Source organism: Streptomyces sp. CA-106110, assembly GCF_050936285.1.
Lineage (GTDB): Bacteria > Actinomycetota > Actinomycetes > Streptomycetales > Streptomycetaceae > Streptomyces.
Genome location: NZ_JBNJNB010000001.1, coordinates 2,668,550 through 2,685,213 on the forward strand (window position 1 = coordinate 2,668,550; position 16,664 = coordinate 2,685,213).

Annotated in this window: 14 protein-coding genes and 3 pseudogenes; 10 read left to right on the plus strand and 7 right to left on the minus strand. The window is 69.1% G+C overall.

Features of this window, described 5'->3' with window-relative positions:
• Genes ACQEXA_RS12320 through ACQEXA_RS12345 form a run of 6 tightly spaced genes read left to right on the plus strand, consistent with a single transcriptional unit; the run spans nucleotide 1 to nucleotide 7,340 of the window.
• A complete protein-coding gene (locus tag ACQEXA_RS12320) occupies nucleotides 1-465 on the plus strand; it encodes a nuclear transport factor 2 family protein (RefSeq protein WP_432934895.1) in 465 nt (154 codons plus the stop codon).
• On the plus strand, nucleotides 462-1,232 hold the full coding sequence (locus tag ACQEXA_RS12325) for an HpcH/HpaI aldolase family protein (RefSeq protein WP_432934894.1): 771 nt from the start codon (nucleotides 462-464) through the stop codon (nucleotides 1,230-1,232). Before ACQEXA_RS12320 ends, ACQEXA_RS12325 begins: the two co-directional genes overlap by 4 nt.
• A complete protein-coding gene (locus ACQEXA_RS12330; RefSeq protein WP_433129803.1) occupies nucleotides 1,229-2,842 on the plus strand; it encodes a bifunctional 3-(3-hydroxy-phenyl)propionate/3-hydroxycinnamic acid hydroxylase in 1,614 nt (537 codons plus the stop codon). The genes ACQEXA_RS12325 and ACQEXA_RS12330 overlap by 4 nt, the downstream gene beginning before the upstream one ends.
• A 45-nt stretch (nucleotides 2,843-2,887) precedes the next feature.
• Nucleotides 2,888-4,876: a flavin-containing monooxygenase gene (locus tag ACQEXA_RS12335; RefSeq protein WP_432934892.1), complete on the plus strand. Its 1,989-nt coding sequence runs from the start codon at nucleotides 2,888-2,890 to the stop codon at nucleotides 4,874-4,876.
• Complete coding sequence (locus ACQEXA_RS12340; RefSeq protein WP_432934891.1) at nucleotides 4,873-6,507, plus strand: FAD-dependent monooxygenase; 1,635 nt, start codon at nucleotides 4,873-4,875, stop codon at nucleotides 6,505-6,507. The genes ACQEXA_RS12335 and ACQEXA_RS12340 overlap by 4 nt, the downstream gene beginning before the upstream one ends.
• Nucleotides 6,504-7,340, plus strand: coding sequence for a fumarylacetoacetate hydrolase family protein (locus tag ACQEXA_RS12345; RefSeq protein WP_433129805.1), 837 nt, complete (start codon nucleotides 6,504-6,506; stop codon nucleotides 7,338-7,340). Before ACQEXA_RS12340 ends, ACQEXA_RS12345 begins: the two co-directional genes overlap by 4 nt.
• Nucleotides 7,341-7,818: 478 nt before the next feature.
• Here ACQEXA_RS12345 and ACQEXA_RS12350 read toward each other — a convergent pair.
• Nucleotides 7,819-8,493, minus strand: a pseudogene (locus tag ACQEXA_RS12350) (ADP-ribosylglycohydrolase family protein); the annotation flags it as partial.
• 163 nt (nucleotides 8,494-8,656) lie between these two features.
• Nucleotides 8,657-9,166, minus strand: a complete 510-nt coding sequence (locus ACQEXA_RS12355; protein WP_432934889.1) for a hypothetical protein — start codon at nucleotides 9,164-9,166, stop codon at nucleotides 8,657-8,659.
• Nucleotides 9,167-10,153: 987 nt separating this feature from the next.
• Here ACQEXA_RS12355 and ACQEXA_RS12360 point away from each other — a divergent pair.
• The 4 genes and pseudogenes from ACQEXA_RS12360 to ACQEXA_RS12375 form a co-directional block, all read left to right on the plus strand.
• Nucleotides 10,154-11,374 carry an RNA-guided endonuclease InsQ/TnpB family protein gene (locus ACQEXA_RS12360; protein ID WP_433129807.1) on the plus strand — a complete coding sequence of 407 codons (1,221 nt, stop codon included), beginning with the start codon at nucleotides 10,154-10,156 and terminating at the stop codon, nucleotides 11,372-11,374.
• A gap of 460 nt (nucleotides 11,375-11,834) precedes the next feature.
• Nucleotides 11,835-11,978 (plus strand): hypothetical protein, encoded by a 144-nt coding sequence (locus ACQEXA_RS12365; protein WP_433129809.1) that lies wholly within the window; start codon nucleotides 11,835-11,837, stop codon nucleotides 11,976-11,978.
• A 52-nt stretch (nucleotides 11,979-12,030) separates the two neighbouring features.
• Nucleotides 12,031-12,240, plus strand: coding sequence for a hypothetical protein (locus ACQEXA_RS12370; RefSeq protein WP_433129811.1), 210 nt, complete (start codon nucleotides 12,031-12,033; stop codon nucleotides 12,238-12,240).
• Nucleotides 12,156-12,512: pseudogene (locus ACQEXA_RS12375) on the plus strand (hypothetical protein); the annotation flags it as partial. The gene ACQEXA_RS12370 and the pseudogene ACQEXA_RS12375, both read left to right, overlap by 85 nt.
• A 135-nt stretch (nucleotides 12,513-12,647) precedes the next feature.
• Here the strand turns inward: ACQEXA_RS12375 and ACQEXA_RS12380 are convergent.
• The 5 genes and pseudogenes from ACQEXA_RS12380 to ACQEXA_RS12400 form a co-directional block, all read right to left on the minus strand.
• Nucleotides 12,648-12,989, minus strand: a pseudogene (locus ACQEXA_RS12380) (DUF1330 domain-containing protein); the annotation flags it as partial.
• 127 nt (nucleotides 12,990-13,116) lie between these two features.
• Complete coding sequence (locus ACQEXA_RS12385; RefSeq protein WP_433129813.1) at nucleotides 13,117-15,435, minus strand: ArnT family glycosyltransferase; 2,319 nt, start codon at nucleotides 15,433-15,435, stop codon at nucleotides 13,117-13,119.
• Nucleotides 15,436-15,725: 290 nt separating this feature from the next.
• Complete coding sequence (locus ACQEXA_RS12390) at nucleotides 15,726-16,016, minus strand: hypothetical protein (RefSeq protein WP_432934884.1); 291 nt, start codon at nucleotides 16,014-16,016, stop codon at nucleotides 15,726-15,728.
• Between the two features lie 39 nt (nucleotides 16,017-16,055).
• The gene (locus tag ACQEXA_RS12395; protein ID WP_432934883.1) at nucleotides 16,056-16,178 is read right to left on the minus strand and encodes a hypothetical protein; all 123 of its coding nucleotides are present in this window, start codon (nucleotides 16,176-16,178) and stop codon (nucleotides 16,056-16,058) included.
• Nucleotides 16,175-16,564: an RNA polymerase sigma factor gene (locus ACQEXA_RS12400; protein ID WP_432934882.1), complete on the minus strand. Its 390-nt coding sequence runs from the start codon at nucleotides 16,562-16,564 to the stop codon at nucleotides 16,175-16,177. The genes ACQEXA_RS12395 and ACQEXA_RS12400 overlap by 4 nt, the downstream gene beginning before the upstream one ends.
• Between the last annotated feature and the right edge of the window lie 100 nt (nucleotides 16,565-16,664).

The following is a 16,664-nucleotide window of genomic DNA, read 5'->3' on the forward strand; positions in this document are numbered from 1 at the left end:
ATGAGCGACTACCGTCCCGTCGACGCGACCACCCGCGTCGAGATCGAGCAGCTCGTCGCGGAGATGCTCTACCGCCTCGACCACAACCAGGCGGACACCACCTGGGAGCTGTACACCGAGGACGGCGTCTCGGTCGGCCCGATGGGTGACATGGACCGCGAGGCCATGAAGGCATGGGGTGCCAAGCGCGCCAAGCAGACCGACATCGTCGGCCGGCACTTCATCGGCGGGATCCGCCTCGTATGGGACGGCGAGGAGGTCGAGGGAACGGCGCAGTACCTGACGTTCCGCGACACCAACGAGCCGCAGACGCAGCCCGCTTCGGTCGGCGAGTTCCGCGAGCGGTACCGGAAGGTCGACGGGCAATGGCGGTTCGCCCGCCGCGAGATCGTGCCGGTCTTCGGCGGCAAGGCGGCCGCGGCGCACGCCGCGCGGCTGGCCGGGCGGGAAGGGTCGGCGCAGTGAAGCAGGCAGCGTCCGGCGGCGCCAACCCCATCCTGTACCACCAGTCGGTCCCGTCCTTCGCGATGCCCGAGTGGGCGGCGGCAGCCGGCTACGACGGGGTGGTCCTCGACCTCCAGCACGGCGAGCTGGGGCTCGAGGCGGCATGCGGGATCCTGCGCTCGATTCCGCGGGACAACGCCTACGCGTACGCGCGCGTGGGCTCGCTGGATCCCGCCCCCGTCCTGCGGCTGCTCGACAGCGGGGCCCGCGGCATCGTCGCGCCCACCGTCGAGTCCCGGTCCCAGACCGAGGCTCTGGTCGCCGCCACCAAATACCCGCCGGTCGGGAACCGCAGCCTGGGTCCGTCCAGGCCGGCGCTGTACCCGGGTGACTCGTACACCGAGGCCGGCAACCGCGCGGTGTCCGCCATCGCCCAGATCGAGACGAAGGCCGGCGTCGACCGTGCCGAAGAGATCGTCTCGACCCCGGGCCTGGACTCCGTCTACATCGGGCCGGCCGACCTGGCCGTCTCCCACGGCCTGCCCGGACGCGGCGACTGGGAGGACGGCCCCGTGCGCGAGGCGATCGCGTACCTGCGCGAGGTGACGACCGCGCACGGCGTCACCCTCGGCATCTACTCCGGCCGGCCGGAATACGTGGCCGGCCTGTTCGCCGACGGCCTTGTCGACTACGTGGGCCTCGGCATCGATCTCGTCCTGCTGAACCGCGCGTTCGGCGACACCATCGCCGCGCTGGACTCGGCACGATCCACTGGGAGCAACTCATGACCACCGCTTGCGACGTCCTCGTCGTCGGTGCGGGCCCCGTCGGCCTGACCCTGGCCAACCTGCTCGGGCAGCAGGGCATCGACGTCCTGGTCGTCGAGCGGGAGCACGAGCTCATCGACTACCCGCGGGCCGTGGGCATCGACGACGAGGCACTGCGCGCGATGCAGACCGCGGGCCTGGTCGACGAGGTGCTTCCCCACACCATCCCCGACCAGAAGATCTACATGGTCAACGGGGACCGGATGATCCTCTCCGAAGTGAACCCGACGACGCGCGAGTTCGGCTGGCCGCGGCGCAACGGCTTCGTGCAGCCGCTGGTCGACCAGGTGCTGCTCGCCGGCCTGGAACGCTTCCCGAACGCCACCGCACGGTTCGGTGTCAAGGTCACCGACCTGGTCGAGGACGCGGACGGCGTGGTCGCCACCCTCGCGAACGGCGGCACGGTGCGTGCGCAGTACGTGGTCGCCGCCGAGGGCGGAGCCTCGCCCACCCGCAAGCGCCTGGGCATCTCGTTCGAGGGCGAGACCCGGCCGACCGACGGCATCGTGATCGACGTCGCCAACGACCCGATCGGCACGCCGCACGCCGTCTTCGGCGGGGATCCGGCCCGCAGCTACGCCTCCATCGCACTGCCCCACGGCATCCGGCGCTGGGAGTTCACGCTCTTCGAGGACGAGACCGAGGCCGACGTCGACAACGACGAGTACGTCTTCGGCCTGCTGGCACCCCACGTGCCGGACCCGTCCAAACTCGACATCATCCGGCGGCGCGTCTACCGGCACCACGCCCGCATCGCGGGGCAGCTCCGGCACGGGCGGATCTTCCTCGCCGGCGACGCCGCCCATGTCATGCCGGTCGTCGGCGGCCAGGGCTGGAACTCCGGGATCCGCGACGCCTTCAACCTCGGCTGGAAGCTGGCCACCGTCGTCAAGGGCCACTCCGGGGACGGGCTGCTGGATACGTACGAGACCGAGCGGCTCGGCCACGTCAGGCAGATGGTGGCGGTCTCCCTCGGGATGGCGAAGGAGATGACGGACCACGATCCTGTCAAGGCCGCCGAGCGCGACCGGATCGCGGCCAACCGCAGCCCCGAGGAGCGGGAGGCGCAGAAGCGGCAGGCGTTCAAACCCCAGCCGAAGTTCGAACAGGGCGTCGTGGTGCACACGCCGCTGCTGGCGTTCAAGACGCTGCCGGCCCGCGACGTGCCGCGTCTCGCCGGCTCGATCTTCCCGCAGCCGCAGGCCACCGACGCGGACGGCGTGGAGATGCTGCTCGACGAGGCCACCGGGCAGGGCTGGCGTGTGATCACCTGGAACAACGACCCGAGGGCCTTCCTGTCCGCGGAGCGGCTCGCCGTGCTCGATCGCCTCGGCGCCCGCCTCGTGCAGGTGGTGCCGAAGGTGCAGCTGCCGTGGGCGCGCAAGCAGGCCGCGGCCGGCGTCACCGTCATCGGCGACCTCGGCGGCGAGTCGGGCCTGCAGGCCTGGTTCGACGCACGCCCGGTCGGCGCCGTCATCATCCGCCCCGACCATGTGATCGCCGCCGAGTGCCTCGCCCAAGAACTCGACGACGTACTCGGCAAGGTCTTCGAGGCCGCCTGCATCGCGTGATCCCGGCATATCCCCGAGAGAACCCCCGAACACGACGGAGGGCTGATGACCGACCCGAGCGAGGTCGCCCAGATCGACGACGTGTACTGGCGCGACGAGTACACGCCCATCACGGAGGACGACGTCTTCCTCGAACGCATCGTTGCAGAGGCCGACCTGCCGTCGCTGCTCACGGCGCTGGCAGCTCTGACCGGAGATCACAGGCTGATCCCGGCGGAGCTGCGCCCCCCGCTTCCTCCCGTCGACACGACCCCGCCTGCGCACGGCGGCATGAGCGGGGCCGCGCAGGCGCATGCGCGTGAGCTCGCGCTGTCCGCGCTCAAGCGCGTCCGCGATGAGGGGCTCACCCGGCCCCGTCTGCTGGAGCCCGAGGAAGCACGCACCATTGTCGACTTCATCACGGGCGGGGCAAGTGCCGAGGATGCGGCACTGATGATGCACGAGCTCGACCTGGTCGCGCAGCGTCCGGGAGCACCGACCTGGCACATCGACGAGGTCGCACCCGACCGCGACTTCGAAGTCGCGGTCATCGGCACCGGGATGAGCGGCATCGCAGCGATGTACCGGCTCAAGCAGGCGGGCGTACGGTTCGTCGCGTTCGAGAAGCACCCCGAGGCCGGCGGCACCTGGTTGGCCAACACCTACCCCGGCGTACGTCTCGACACCCCGACCTTCGGCTACAGCTTCTCCTTCGCGCAGCGGGCCGACTGGCCCAACGCGTACGCCGAGGGCGCGGAGATCGAGGCGTACGCCGTCGAGATCGTCGATCGTGCCAAGCTGCGCGAGCACATCGAGTTCAACACCGAGGTCATCTCGATGACCTGGGACGAAGCATCGGCCACCTGGGAGGTCGTCATACGGCGCGACGGCGTCGAGCAGTACCGGCGGTTCCACGCCGTCGTCGCCGCGACCGGGCAGCTGGAGAAGCCGAACATCCCGGAGATCCCCGGACAGGACGACTTCGGCGGCGTGCAGATGCACTCCGCGCGGTGGGACCACGACGTGGACCTGACCGGGAAGCGCGTCGCGGTGGTCGGCACCGGCGCCAGCGCCTACCAAATCGTCCCGGGCATCATCGACCGCGTCGCCCACCTCGAAGTCTTCCAGCGGTCCGGACCGTGGACGGTTCCCGCCCCGAACTACCACGACCCGACACCGCCGGCCCTGGCCTGGCTCAGCGAGCACGTCCCGTACTACGGGCAGTGGTACCGCTTCCAGGCGTTCTGGGGTGCGCGCACGGGACGGCTGCACACCGTCAAGGTCGATCCGAAGTGGGACCGCACCGACTCGGTATCGGCAACCAACCTGCGGGTGCGTGAGGCACTCACCGCAATCATGCGCGAGCAGTGGGCGGACCGTCCCGACATGCTCGATGTCGTCGTGCCCGCGTATCCCCCCGGCGGCAAGCGCATGCTCCGCGACAACGGCGTGTGGGCGCGCGCACTGCACCGGGAGCACGCCGAGCTCGTCACCTCACCGATCGAGCGGTTCACGTCCGACGGCATCGTCACTGCCGACGGCGAGCATCACCCGGTCGACGCCGTGATCTACGCGACCGGGTTCAAGGCGTCCGACTACCTCGACCCGATCGTGGTCACCGGGCCGTCCGGGCAGACACTCAAGGAGCACTGGAACGGCGATGCGACGGCCTGGGCCGGTATCTCCGTGCCCGGCTTCCCGAATCTCTTCCTCATCCAGGGACCCAACACGAACTACGTGGTGCACGGCCAGTTCCACTTCATGATCGAGTGCGGGGTCGAGTTCACCACCGAGGCGATCCACCAGATGCTGCGCCGCGGGACGGCGTCGCTCGAGGTGAAGCAGGAGACCCTGGACCGCTTCCTCGCGTGGATCGACCAGGGCAATGCCGAGCGTGCATGGGGGCAGCCGCAGGTACGCACCTGGTACAAGAACTCCCGCGGCCGGGTCTCGCAGGTATGGCCGTACAGCCATCTCGAGTACTGGAAGGTGACACGGGGCGCCGACTTCGACACCGACTTCACGCTCCGCCCACGACCGGAGGCGACGTCGTGACCGAGCGGCGTGACGTGCTCGTGGTGGGTGCCGGTCCGATCGGGCTCGTCGCCGCTCTCCTGCTCGCCGATGCGGGGGTGCGTACGACGCTCGTGGAGAAGGAGACAGAGCCGGGCGACCTGCCTCGCGCGATCAGCCTCCAGGACGAGTCGTTCCGCACCCTTGAGCAGCTCGGTGTGGCCGACGCGCTCAAGGCCGAGTCCCTGCTTGACACCGGCAGTCGCTACTTCGGGCTCGGGGACCGCCTCCTGCTCGAGGCGAGGCCGGTCGCATCGCGGCTGGGGCATCCCGCCAAGACCCAGTTCGACCAGCCGATCCTGGAGCGGCTGCTGTGGGAGCGAGCAGTCGCGCACGAGGGGCTCGAGTTCCTGCGCGACGCCGAGGCGACCGCGGTCACGCAGGACAGCGACGGAATCAGCGTGACCGTGACGATCGGAGAGAAGACGCAGACTCTGACCGCCGACTGGCTGATCGGCGCCGACGGCGGACGCAGCTTCACCCGCCGGGCGGTCGGGATCGATCTGGCCGGTACCACCCAACCGCAGCGGTGGATCGTCGTCGATCTGCACAACGAGCCGCGCGCGCGGGACCCGTTCGCCGAATTCCACGGCGACGGGGAGCGGCCGTACGTGCTCGTGCCCGGCGTCAAGGGACGCCTGCGGATCGAGTTCATGCTCTTCGACGACGAGGACCCCGATGAGATGACGACGCCGGAGCGGATCCGCGAGCTGGTCGTGCCGCGCTTCCGGGCCGAGCTGACGCCGGATGACGTGCGCCGCGCGGTCGTGTACATCGCCCACCAGCGTGTCGCGCGGACGTACCGCGCGGGGCGCACGTTCCTCGTCGGTGACGCCGCGCACCTGATGCCGCCGTTCGCGGGCCAGGGCCTGAACGCCGGTATCCGCGACGCGACCAACCTCACCTGGAAGCTGATCGAGGCGATCACCGGCCGCGCGACCGAGCGGCTGCTGGACTCGTACGAGGTCGAGCGCCGCACCCACGGAGCCGCGATGGTGACGGTCTCGCGCCGCATCGGCGCAGTCGTCATGGCGACCCACCCGGTGGTCACGCGCGTACGCGACACCGTCGTCCGCACGGTCAGCCTGATCCCCCGCGTACGCGAATTCCTCGCCAACATGCGCTTCATCGCACCACCCGACTACACCGCCGGAGTCGCCGTTGCGGCCCACGGCGTCACCCTCGACACCGTGACCGTCGGCCGCGCCCTGAGCCAACCGGTCGTACACGACGCCACCGGTGCCGAACGCGGACTCGACGCCCACCTCGGGCGCGGGTGGGCGCTGCTGCAGATCGGAGGTCCGCCCGACGCGGCGGTCGATGCGTACTGGGACGCAATCGGCGCGAACCGGCTGTGCGTCCGCGCACCGGGCGGCGAGCCGATCGACGGCATGGTCACCGAGACCACCGCGGTGCTCACCTCCGGCGCCGGCACTCTTCCGGTCTTCGTCGCGGTACGTCCCGACCGCTACGTCGCGGCGGTATTCGACTCCGCCGGCGAGCGACGCGTCGTCGAGCGCCTCCGCGCCTTCATCGATGATCGCTCCCGACGCACTGATCCGTACTCCGGAATCCCGCACTCTCGCCCACCACTGAACAGGAGCACCCGATGAGCAAGTTCGTCAGCTACTACCGCGCCGACCACAGCATCGCCTGGGGGCGTCTCGACGCCGAGACCCTCTATGACGCGACCCCGACAGCACCTTCGCTCGCTGAGGCCATCGCAGCCGACGCCCTCGATTCCTTGGCGCACTACACCGATCGCCGAGTGGCGCTCAGTGATGTGCGGCTCGCTCCGGTCATCCCGGAGCCCGGCAAGATTATCTGCATCGGGGTCAACTACCGCACCCACCAGGAGGAGATCGGCAAGGCGGCTCCTCAGGCCCCGGTCGTCTTCGCCCGCTACGCCGACAGCCAGATGGGGCATGGCGAGGACGCCCTCAAGCCGGCGGACTCCGCGCAGTTCGACTACGAGGGCGAGGTGGCTCTGGTCATCTCCAAGCACGCGCATCAGGTCTCCAAGGCCGAGGCCTACGACCACGTCGCCGGCTATGCCGTGTACAACGACTTCTCGGTGCGCGATTGGCAGCGTGCCGCCAGTCAGTGGCTGCCTGGCAAGACCTGGCCGGGGACCGGTGGCTTCGGTCCTTGTCTGGTAACAGCCGACGAGGTCGGCGATGTCACCGAACTTGAGCTTACGACCCGGGTCAACGGTGAGGTACGCCAGCGCGGCAAGGTCGCCGACCTGATCAACGATATTCCGTCGATCATCGAGTACGTCACCGCGTTCACGCCGCTCTCCCCCGGCGACGTCATCGTCACCGGCACGCCGGGCGGTGTCGGGCTCTTCATGGAGCCGCCGGGATTCATCGTCGACGGTGACGTCGTCGAAGTCGAAGTCAGCAAACTCGGTACGCTTCGCAACACCGTCCGCGACGTCTCCTGACCGGCGTAGGGCGGCAGCCCCAGGCATCAGAGCGGCTACCACAGGCGAACAAGGAGACGGCGCGCAAAGAGCTCGAAACGCCACCCGCCACCACTCGAAAGAAGGAAACGCCGCTCACCGTCGGCCAGATCCGGGAGATCACTGAGAGACTCGGGGACATCGCGCAACGCGTGCACGCCGTCGACGCAGAGGGGAAGGGCCCGCTCTACGAGGCGCTCGGGATCACGATCAGCTACGAACATGCAGGTAGGGCCGCGACCGTTAGGTCGAGGCCCTCATCCGCGTATCGCTATAGCGAGTGTCCGAGGGGGGAGTTGACCACTGACGATACGGTCGTGATCGCCCAAGGACGGCTCCCACCACAAGATCCTCCGGGGTGATCCCACCATCTCCTCGTGAGAACCGGTTACCTCCGCCCTGCACGATGGCTGCGACTCCCACACCACCAGCTCACCGTGTGCGGGCTACTGCACCTGTCTCATCGCAACCCTTCTGCGAGGCGGTGTGCAAGGTGGAGCAGGTCTGCAAGGTGCAGCACCCGTCCATGGAATCCCGGGAGGGGGACATGGAGCGGCTGGGTCTAGTGGGCGGGGATGGCGTCCAGCCCGTAATACGCACCCGCGAGGCCTCCGGTCACCGCGGCGACAGTGTCCGTGTCACCGCCGAGGTCGATCGCCGCGCGTATCGCCTCCTCGAAGCTGGTGGTGGTGCGCAGGGCCCAGACAGCGGAGCCCAGGCAAGGCCAGACGGCGCCGTTGAACTCGGTCGCCTGGTCAGGATGCCAGTCGGGCGCGAGGATTGTGGCGTAGCGGCCGCGGTGGTCGGGATGGACAAGAGTCAGGATGTCCGGGAGCGCGGTGAGGGGGTCGGTGCCCTCGAACGTGACGCGGATGAGTTCGTGGAAGATCGCGGTGCCTTCCCAGGCCGCGCGGTCACCATGGGTGAGGGCAGCGATGCGGCGGGCCGCGTTCATGGTGGCCTCTTGGCCGGCGGCGGCGAAGTGGACCGCGGAGGTGGCAGCCCGCATCAAGGAGCCGTTTCCCGCTGCTCGCTGGTTAACCTGGAAGTGGATCGCGGAGGCGAGGTCCCAGGGCATGCCGTTGGTCAGGACGTCTTCGGTCTGCAGGCCGACGTCCTTCGGTTCCGACGCTGCCCGAGGTAGAGGACAGCCCGCGCCGACGTCGGCTGGTTGGTTTCCACGGCGCCGACAGCGGTCTTCGCGTCAGCCTGGCTGGACGGGAGAAGGCCGAGAAGCAGCAGCGGCAGGCAGAGGAAGCCGGCCCGACCGAGCCCGGCAGAACCTTCTCCGCCTGACTTCAGCGAATGCCGAGGGCGGCGCGGGCGATCAGAAGGGCGCTGCGCGCCGCGGAGGGGAACACGCCGGGGTCTTCGCGGGTGTCGTCGTAGCGGCTCAGGGTCTCCGCACGCTGCGCCGTGCCGCCGTGGCGTTCGAGGAGCGTCGCTTGGACGGTGAGGAACTCCGCGACTGCCGCATTCAAGGGGCTGCCGCCGGCGAGCCGTTCGACGGCCGTGCGGATCTCGGCGACCTCGCGGCGGATGCGGGCTGCAGTGGCTTCGGCCCGAGCCACCTCGGCAGCGAAGGCCGGACGTTCGTTGCCCTCCCAGTCGACACGCGAGGGCAAGGCCGCCGCGACGGGCTGCCCCCCCTCGGTGACGGTCTGACCTGTGCCCATCTTGACCGCGGGGCCGCGCAGACTCATCCCGCGAAGCACCTCCTCGAGTTGGGGCGGCATGTCGGAGTCGGAGGGGGGCGGCGGGGTCGGCTTCGTCTCGCCCGCACTCATCTGCTCCGAGGAGTCAGTCATGGCGCCGACTCTAGTGCCCCCGGGCCGGCCGTCGCGACGTGTTCCCTGCCGTGTCGGTGGGCTGCGCTATGGTCGCGTTGCGGCCCCTGGTCGTGAGCCCGACTCAAGGCTCGGAGGCGTCAGCCCATGGCTGATCGCGCTAATCCGTAGGTGCGCCGCGCCGAGCCGCTCTCACGGCATACCTCCGCTGACACCCGCCCGCGTGCAGCGAGTCATGGGATCGCGCGCCGAAGGGATGGCGTCATGCCCCGCAACTACAGCCGCTCCAACGATGTCCGCGCCTTGCAGGAACGCCTGGCCCCCGACATTCGGTTGAAGTGGGCCGACGCCCTGAAGCTCCTCGAGAACCCGGAGACGGAACTCCTCGTCGAGATCATGGAGACGTACTGCGACGTCGGCACCTACGCGGCCGCCGCTCACGTCCGCAGCACCAACCCCCGATATCAACTCCTGTGCAGGGAGTGCGGGTGGACGGTGGCCATGATCTGCCCCGAGTGCCCCGGCTGCGGCTGCTACACCGGCAAGTGCGACGGGTACCGGCACTACGAGTTTGACGGCTGCCTCGACGAGGACGAGTTGGTGACGTGGACGGTTTTGAAGGACGTCAGTCCGTGCTGTTCTCCATGGCGCCGGCGAGGTCGGCGCCGAGGTCGTAGCCGGGGCTGTCGTCCAGCCGCACCATGCCCGCCGGGACCGTCGTACGCACCTACCGTCCCGAGGAAGCCACCGTGGACGTGTGGTGCTCCGGACTGTTCGGACTGACGGGTAAGGGCGTGCAGCAGATCCCCGTTAAGAGCAGCTGGTTCACCGGCTTTCTCCGAGGATGCCCCGGCCTTCAGGCCGGGGAGGAATCGGACTCCTGCGGAGCAGGGCAGGGACAGCCGGATCGCCGTCAGGGCGATCCGGCGTCCACTCCGCACGGCCGTGATGCCGCCCACAACGGTCAAGAACTCTCAACTGTCAGTCCTCCCAGGTAGGTTCGGATGCATGACGACAGAAGCGACCACGAAGGACACCGGGCATGCCCGGTACACCTTCCGTGTACGCCTGTCGAAGACAGCCCGGCGCGCACTCGAAGCCGAGTGGGATCGCTGCCGGTGGCTCTGGAATGAATGCGTGGCCAAGTCCAAGCAGGTCCACCGGCAGAGCAAGGAGTCCGGCGAGAAGCTGACGTGTGGTCCGGCGCAGTTGGACAGGATGCTGACTGAGGCGCGTCGGGTGATGCCGTGGCTGGCCGAGGGTGCCTCGGTGCCGCAGCAGCAGGTGATTCGGGACTTCGCCAAGTCGCGGGCGAAGGCGTTGAAGGACGTCAAGGACGGGCTTGCGCAGCACCGCCGGGCGGGGATGCCCCGCTTCAAGCGGAAGCGGGAGGCCAGGCCGAGCCTCAACTACACGAAGCGGGGTTTCCGTCTGAAGGACGGTCGTCTGCACCTTGCGGGCCAGATCGTGCTGAGCGTGGTGTGGTCGCGGGACCTTCCGGCCGACCCGTCGAGTGTGCGCGTGTACCAGGACACGCTCGGGCACTGGTATGTGTCCTTCGTCGCCCCCGCGCAGAGCGAACCGCTCGCTCCCACGGGGCGCGTGCTCGGTGTGGACTGGGGTGTGCAGGAGACGGCCACCACCACGGATGACGCCTACGATCTCCCGCATGCCGAGCACGGCAAGCGGGCCGCGCAGGGGCTCGCCCGCTACCAGCGGATGATGGCCCGGCGCCGGCGACCGAAAGGACAGCCCGCATCCAAGGGCTACCGGAAGGCGCAGGCACAGGCCGCGAAGCTGCACAAGAAGATCGCGCGGCAGCGGGAGGACACCGGCCGCAAGTGGGCCAAGTCCGTGATGCGTGATCATGACGGGGTTGCGGTGGAGGACTTCCGCCCGAAGTTCCTCGCGAAAACCACGATGGCCCGCAAGGCGGCCGACACGGCCATCGCGGCGACGAAGCGTGCCCTGGTCGAGATGGGCCGCAAGCACGCACGGGACGTCCGCCTCGTGCACCCGGCGCACACCACGATGGACTGCGCAACGTGCGGAGCGAGAACCAAGCACGCACTCCCTCTCTCGATGAGAACCTATGCCTGCACCGCGTGCGGAGCCGTGTCCCCCAGGGACAAGAACTCCGCCCGCGTGATGCTGGTCCGGGCAGGTTGGAACCCGGACGGTGCCGAGGGCGTAAGACCTCCTGGTCCGCTGGACCAAGAGGCGGCCTGAGCCGTGAATCCCCGCTCAACCCTGGAGGGTGGAGAATCCCCTCCCTTCAGGGAGGGGAGCCTTCAAGATGACCGTGACCGTCCGCTGGACCCACGACGGCTGGCGAGTCAGCGAGTTCTCCCAGAAGGACGGACCGCAGCCGACCAGCGCGGCCGCCGCGTTCGGCCAGGCGCCACAGCCATAGGAGAAGCGCCACCGAGACGTGGCGACGGACTCCGCCAGCACCGGGGTACGCAGGGAAGCCCGCCGGGTGTCAGTCCCGGGACGTAGAATTGACGACGGTTCCCCGCCGATATGAAGGGGATTGCGCCAAGAGTTTTCCTGTGGGTCCGAGGGCAGCCGTACAGTTCCGTGCGGAGCGACGACAGCAGGCAGCCAGCGCCTTCGAGTGTGAGTCGGCCGCGCTCGTGTTGATCACGCCTGTTCGCACGTCGTGCTGCTGGTGGCCACGGTGGTCGCCATGGTGAGCGGGATCGTCGTCTTCGCCCTCGGCGCCACGGTGGGCACGGCGCTGGGCACCGGCGGCACCGCCTTCCTCGGCATAGCCGTCCTCGGCATGGGGGTGCTGACCTACCTCGTGCCCGGCACCCCGCCGGAGGGATGAATCCGGCCGTACCAGGGCCCGTTGGCGGGCGACTGCGCCGTCGGGCCTGCTCATGAACGAGGCCCACGCCCGGCAAGTCCTCGCCGACTTCGAACGGCACTACAACACGCATCGACCTCACCGGGCCCGAGATCAGAGCCCCCTCACGCCTCCCGGCAGCCCGCCACCGTCCACGACCTCGACAGCCACAGACTCCTGCGCACCCACATCCTCGGCGGCACCATCAACCAGTACCGGTACGCCGCTCGACCAGCGGCGATGACTTTCCGAGCCCCCACAGCTTTCACCCCGTACAGCCGCCGTCTCGCCGCATCCCACGGAATGCGGCCGCTGGGCTGAAACGTCGACTCCAAGGACTTCGAGCGTCCCGGCGCAGCCGCCATCGTCGCCACCGTCGAGAAGGAGGTCTCCAACGGCCCGCCCATCCTCTTCCACGACGCGGGCGGGGACCGCTCCCAGACCGTGGCCGCCTTGCGCGAGGTCCTGCCCTGGCTGAAGCAGCAGGGATACTCCTTCGGCTTTCCCGTCTGCTGACCACAACTCCCCTGCCGCGCGAGGCCCATTGAGACGTGAATCGGCGATCGTGCCGGACTGGACGGGAAGATCGTCGGGCTCATTTTTCGTCAGGACGCGTCCCCGGCAGCAGCGGACGCGTCCTGACGGCTCCTCGGCAGGGAGGCCCGCCCGCATGGCCTGCGCGGTGGGAGCCGCGTCGTAGCCCTCGGGGACGCCGGGGACCAGGATGATGTCGCCTTTGATGTGCCGTGAGCGCAGCGGTGCGATCTCCTGGTATGCCGGCGAGTCCCACCACGCCCGCGCCGCGGCGATCCCGGGAAAGCCGATCACCACTACGTGGTCGGGCCAGGTGCCCTCCTTCACCTCGTGCTGCGAGGCGTGAACGAGGAAGCGGCTGCCGTACGGCTCGAAGGTGGCGGTGATGCGTTCGATGTACTCGGCGATCTCCGGGTGTGGGGTGGCCTCCTGCAGATGAGCTATGGCGTAGGCAGGCATGGCGTCCTTCCGGTCGGTCGGGTCGGTACACCGCAGACGATGGCATGGGAACGCGCAGGGATCGATGACCTCACAGGTAAGCGGCGCCGGCGGGGTGACCAGGGCCAACCGGTCTCGCATCATGCGATCAGTGGCCCGGTGCGCACCGGTACAGCGTCTGGGCGGTGGCGCCTTCGTAAGTCCTTCCCGGGAAGGCCGGGAGAGTGGGTGTGGTGCCCGGGGAGTCCGTGCCACCGAAGGTGGAAGCGGGGACGCGCGCACAGGCGGACCGGACCCAGTCGGTGATCTGCACCGTGGCCGTCGTCCCGCTGCCGCGGCCGAACATGTTTCCCCTGCCGCGGCCACCGCCCAGCAGCACATACCGCAGCTTGCCGGAGTCGACCAGCTGCCGGAACTGGGTCTCGCTGGGGAAAGGCACCCTGCCGCTGAAGCCACCGAGCGGCAGGACATGGGCACCGGTGCCGAGGATGAACGGCGACGCGCCGCTCCAACTGGTGGTGGCGAAGACGTATGCGGCCGAACCCTGGCGCGCGGTGGCGTAGGCGAGCAACTTCCGCTGAATCGCGCTGAGTCCGCCATTCTCGCCGACGCTGCCGAAGCCGCCCATACCGGCGCGTGACCCCGCGTTGCCGCGAGCCGTACCGCCGCCCCAGCGCGCTCCGCCCATCCGGCCGCTCGCCGAAAACGCCGAGCCGTGACCGCGGTTCATCCCGGACGGGCCGACCGAGCCCATACCGGAGCTGCCGTACGAGGGATTGAACACCTGCACCGCCCAAGCGCTCGGCGCGATCAGCACCGCCGCAAGGGACGCGGCCAGACCGGCGAGTGCGAGTCGGCCGCCGGACGGGGTTCGACCGGGGCGGGCCAGCACCAGCAGGACGACCGCAGCCAGGCCGAGCACGCTCACCGCTGAGGCCAGCCACGGCAGGAACGACGGGAACTCTGCAGCGAGGTACGCGCTCCACGCCGCAGTCGCGGCCACTGCGCCCGGCAGCACCCATGCACGACGGCCGCCGGCCCGGTAGGCACGCCACATCAGCGCGATGCCGCCCCCGGTGAGTGCGGCGAGCGGCACCGCGATCACGCCCATGTAATACATGTGGCCGCCGACACTGCCCGCGCTGAACACCAGGAAGTACGTGGTCAACCAGACGCCCCACAGCAGGAATCCGGATCGGATCCGGTCAGTGCGCGGCCTGCCCCGTCGCCACATCAGACCGCAGACGACGGCGATGGCGGCGAGAGGGTAGAGCCAACCGGTCTGCGAGGCGAGAGACTGGCCGAACATCTTCGACCAGCCGTTCTGACCACCGCCCCAGCCGCCACCACCGGCCTGGTGCGCTGCGCTCGTCCGGGCACCTCCCTGCCCGCCGCCGTACCCGGCACTCCCGCCGTGCGCGCCACCGTAACCGCCACTGCCGCCGTACTGGGTGCTTCCGTGCCCGCCGTACTGACCCGCGCCGAACGGTCCGTTCCGGTCGGGCTGCCCCGCCCGGCCGGCCTCGCGATGCCGATCGACGCCCCATGCCGCCTGCTGTCGGCCGTGACCGCCGCCCTGCGTCGCGCTCACGCTGCCGGTGGAGGCCGCGCTGATGCCGAGCGAGGAGAAGCGGTTCAGGAAGTTGTAGCCGATCACCATGCTGAACGCGGAGTTGTTGGTGGTGCCGTCCACATAGGGCCGGTCCTTGACCGGGGCGAGGGTGACCGCGAGCATCCAGGACAGCGAGACGGCGGTCATCACCACCGCGGACAAGCCGAGGTGCGCCAGTCGTTTCCGCAGGGTGATCGGCGCCGAAGCCAGGTACACCAGGGCGAGCGCGGGCAGCACCGCCCACGCCTCCAGCATTTTGGCCTGGAAGCCGATCCCGACCCATACTCCGGCCAGCACCAGCGGACCAAGCCGGCCGTCCCGGGCGGCGCGCTGGGTGGCCTCAGCAGCCAACAGCACGCACAGTGTGAAGGCGGGGTCCTCGACAGCGGTACGGAAAAGCCCCACGGCCACCGGAGTCAGGAGGAACGCCGTAACGGCGATCAGTGCCGCATTGACCCCCGCCCAGCGCCGTACCAACCGATACAGGACCAGCAGACTCGCGACGCCCTCGACGACCTGAGGAAGGGCCAGCGCCCACGGATGAAATCCGAAGATACGAGCGGAAAGCGCTTGGGGCCACAGGAATCCCGGCAGCTTGTCGAGCGTGATGGAATTTCCCGGGTCGAAAGAGCCGTAGAAGAAGGCCTTCCAGCTCTCCGTCATACTGCGGACGGCGTTCGCATAGAACGTGTGGTACTGGCTGTGGTTGATTCCCCATGCGTAGAGCACGGCGGCGAGCACGGTGATGACCAGCAGTGCGGGGCGTGCGTACGCGGGCTGGTCCACCGGCGATCTCCATGACGCGCGACGATCGGCACTGGTGGGCACGGTGGGGTTGAGGACTGTCGTAGCCATGCACAGCAGTCTTCGATACGGCACGCCCCCCGCTCCGCTGAAGTGCCCCGATTCAAGGAAATTCTTGTCGGACCCGGGGCAATCCTTTAACCGGACCCGGCGGCATTTCAATCGGCGAAGTGCCGTTCATTACCTGCCCTATAAGTCCGCCGCACACAGCGAATACACAGCGAACACACAGTTTTTTCCCAACGGGCTGGATCTCGGCCGGATCCCAAGTGATGTGCGACGAGCGCAGAATCGGACGGAAGCCGTTCTGGCGTCCGATGAATTCACGTCCGGATTCCGTCTCACAGCAGTGTCGCCAGGCGCTTCACGCTGCGGCTGCCCTCACGGCGTACGCCCAGAGGGATCAGGGCGGCGCGGGTCGGCAGGCGCACGCCCCCGGTGAACGCGACCCGCGTGCCCGGGCCTTGGGGTACCGCCGCCACCCCGATCAGCAGGAACCTGCTCTGCAGCCAGTACCAGCCGGGCCGCTGCACTCCGCGCAGTCGAGCCCGCATCCCGTACTTGCTGCGTGCCAGCGCCTCCACGCGCTCGCCTTGCCGGTGCAGGACGCGCAGCCGCTCCATGTCGGGCACGACCTGTCCGAACCCGCCCTCAAGGTCACCCAGCAGGGCTCAGACCCGCTCGAAGGTCGCGTCGACGTGGGCCTCGGTCACGTGTGCGCTGCGGATGCCGGCGGCCAGGGCGTACAGGCGACGTACGGAGTCGACGTCGGTGGTGGGCCAGTGCTCGTTCATGATGTCCACGCCTTCCGGAAGGTGTCGCGGGCCCGGTGCAGCCGCGAATTGACGGTGCCGGTGCGCACGCCGAGCAGGGCGGCGGCTGTGCGCTCGTCCAGGCCTTCGGCGTTACGCAGTATCAGCACCGCGCGGTGCTCGGGAGGGAGCCGTTCCAGTACGTCCCTGACGTCCGCGGAGAGCTGGGGGTCACCACGGGCGGGGAGCGAGCTGAGATCGGCCGGTTCGGTTCGGGCGGCGCGGCGCGCGGTGCGGACCGCCTCGCGTACGACGATGGCGCGCACCCAGCCGTGCAGAGCGGCCGGGTCCTTGAGTGCGCGTAGCGACTTGAAGACCGCCATCAGGGCCTCCTGCGCGGCATCCGCCTGTGGGGCTCGTGAAGGCATCGCTGCAGGTGAGCAGCGGTGTACATGGTTGTCGGTGGTGGCTGAGACGCTGTCCCGATGGTCGTGTCGCTGTTGTACCGCACTGCTCGCACGCTGCTGT

Coding starts and splice junctions, on each gene's coding strand:
- ACQEXA_RS12320 (WP_432934895.1), top strand. CDS start 1: ATGAGCGACTACCGTCCCGTCGACGCGACCACCCGCGTCGAGATCGAG.
- ACQEXA_RS12330 (WP_433129803.1), top strand. CDS start 1,229: ATGACCACCGCTTGCGACGTCCTCGTCGTCGGTGCGGGCCCCGTCGGC.
- ACQEXA_RS12335 (WP_432934892.1), top strand. CDS start 2,888: ATGACCGACCCGAGCGAGGTCGCCCAGATCGACGACGTGTACTGGCGC.
- ACQEXA_RS12345 (WP_433129805.1), top strand. CDS start 6,504: ATGAGCAAGTTCGTCAGCTACTACCGCGCCGACCACAGCATCGCCTGG.
- ACQEXA_RS12355 (WP_432934889.1), bottom strand. CDS start 9,166: ATGACTGACTCCTCGGAGCAGATGAGTGCGGGCGAGACGAAGCCGACC.
- ACQEXA_RS12360 (WP_433129807.1), top strand. CDS start 10,154: ATGACGACAGAAGCGACCACGAAGGACACCGGGCATGCCCGGTACACC.
- ACQEXA_RS12365 (WP_433129809.1), top strand. CDS start 11,835: ATGGTGAGCGGGATCGTCGTCTTCGCCCTCGGCGCCACGGTGGGCACG.
- ACQEXA_RS12370 (WP_433129811.1), top strand. CDS start 12,031: ATGAACGAGGCCCACGCCCGGCAAGTCCTCGCCGACTTCGAACGGCAC.
- ACQEXA_RS12385 (WP_433129813.1), bottom strand. CDS start 15,435: ATGGCTACGACAGTCCTCAACCCCACCGTGCCCACCAGTGCCGATCGT.
- ACQEXA_RS12395 (WP_432934883.1), bottom strand. CDS start 16,178: ATGAACGAGCACTGGCCCACCACCGACGTCGACTCCGTACGTCGCCTG.
- ACQEXA_RS12400 (WP_432934882.1), bottom strand. CDS start 16,564: ATGCCTTCACGAGCCCCACAGGCGGATGCCGCGCAGGAGGCCCTGATG.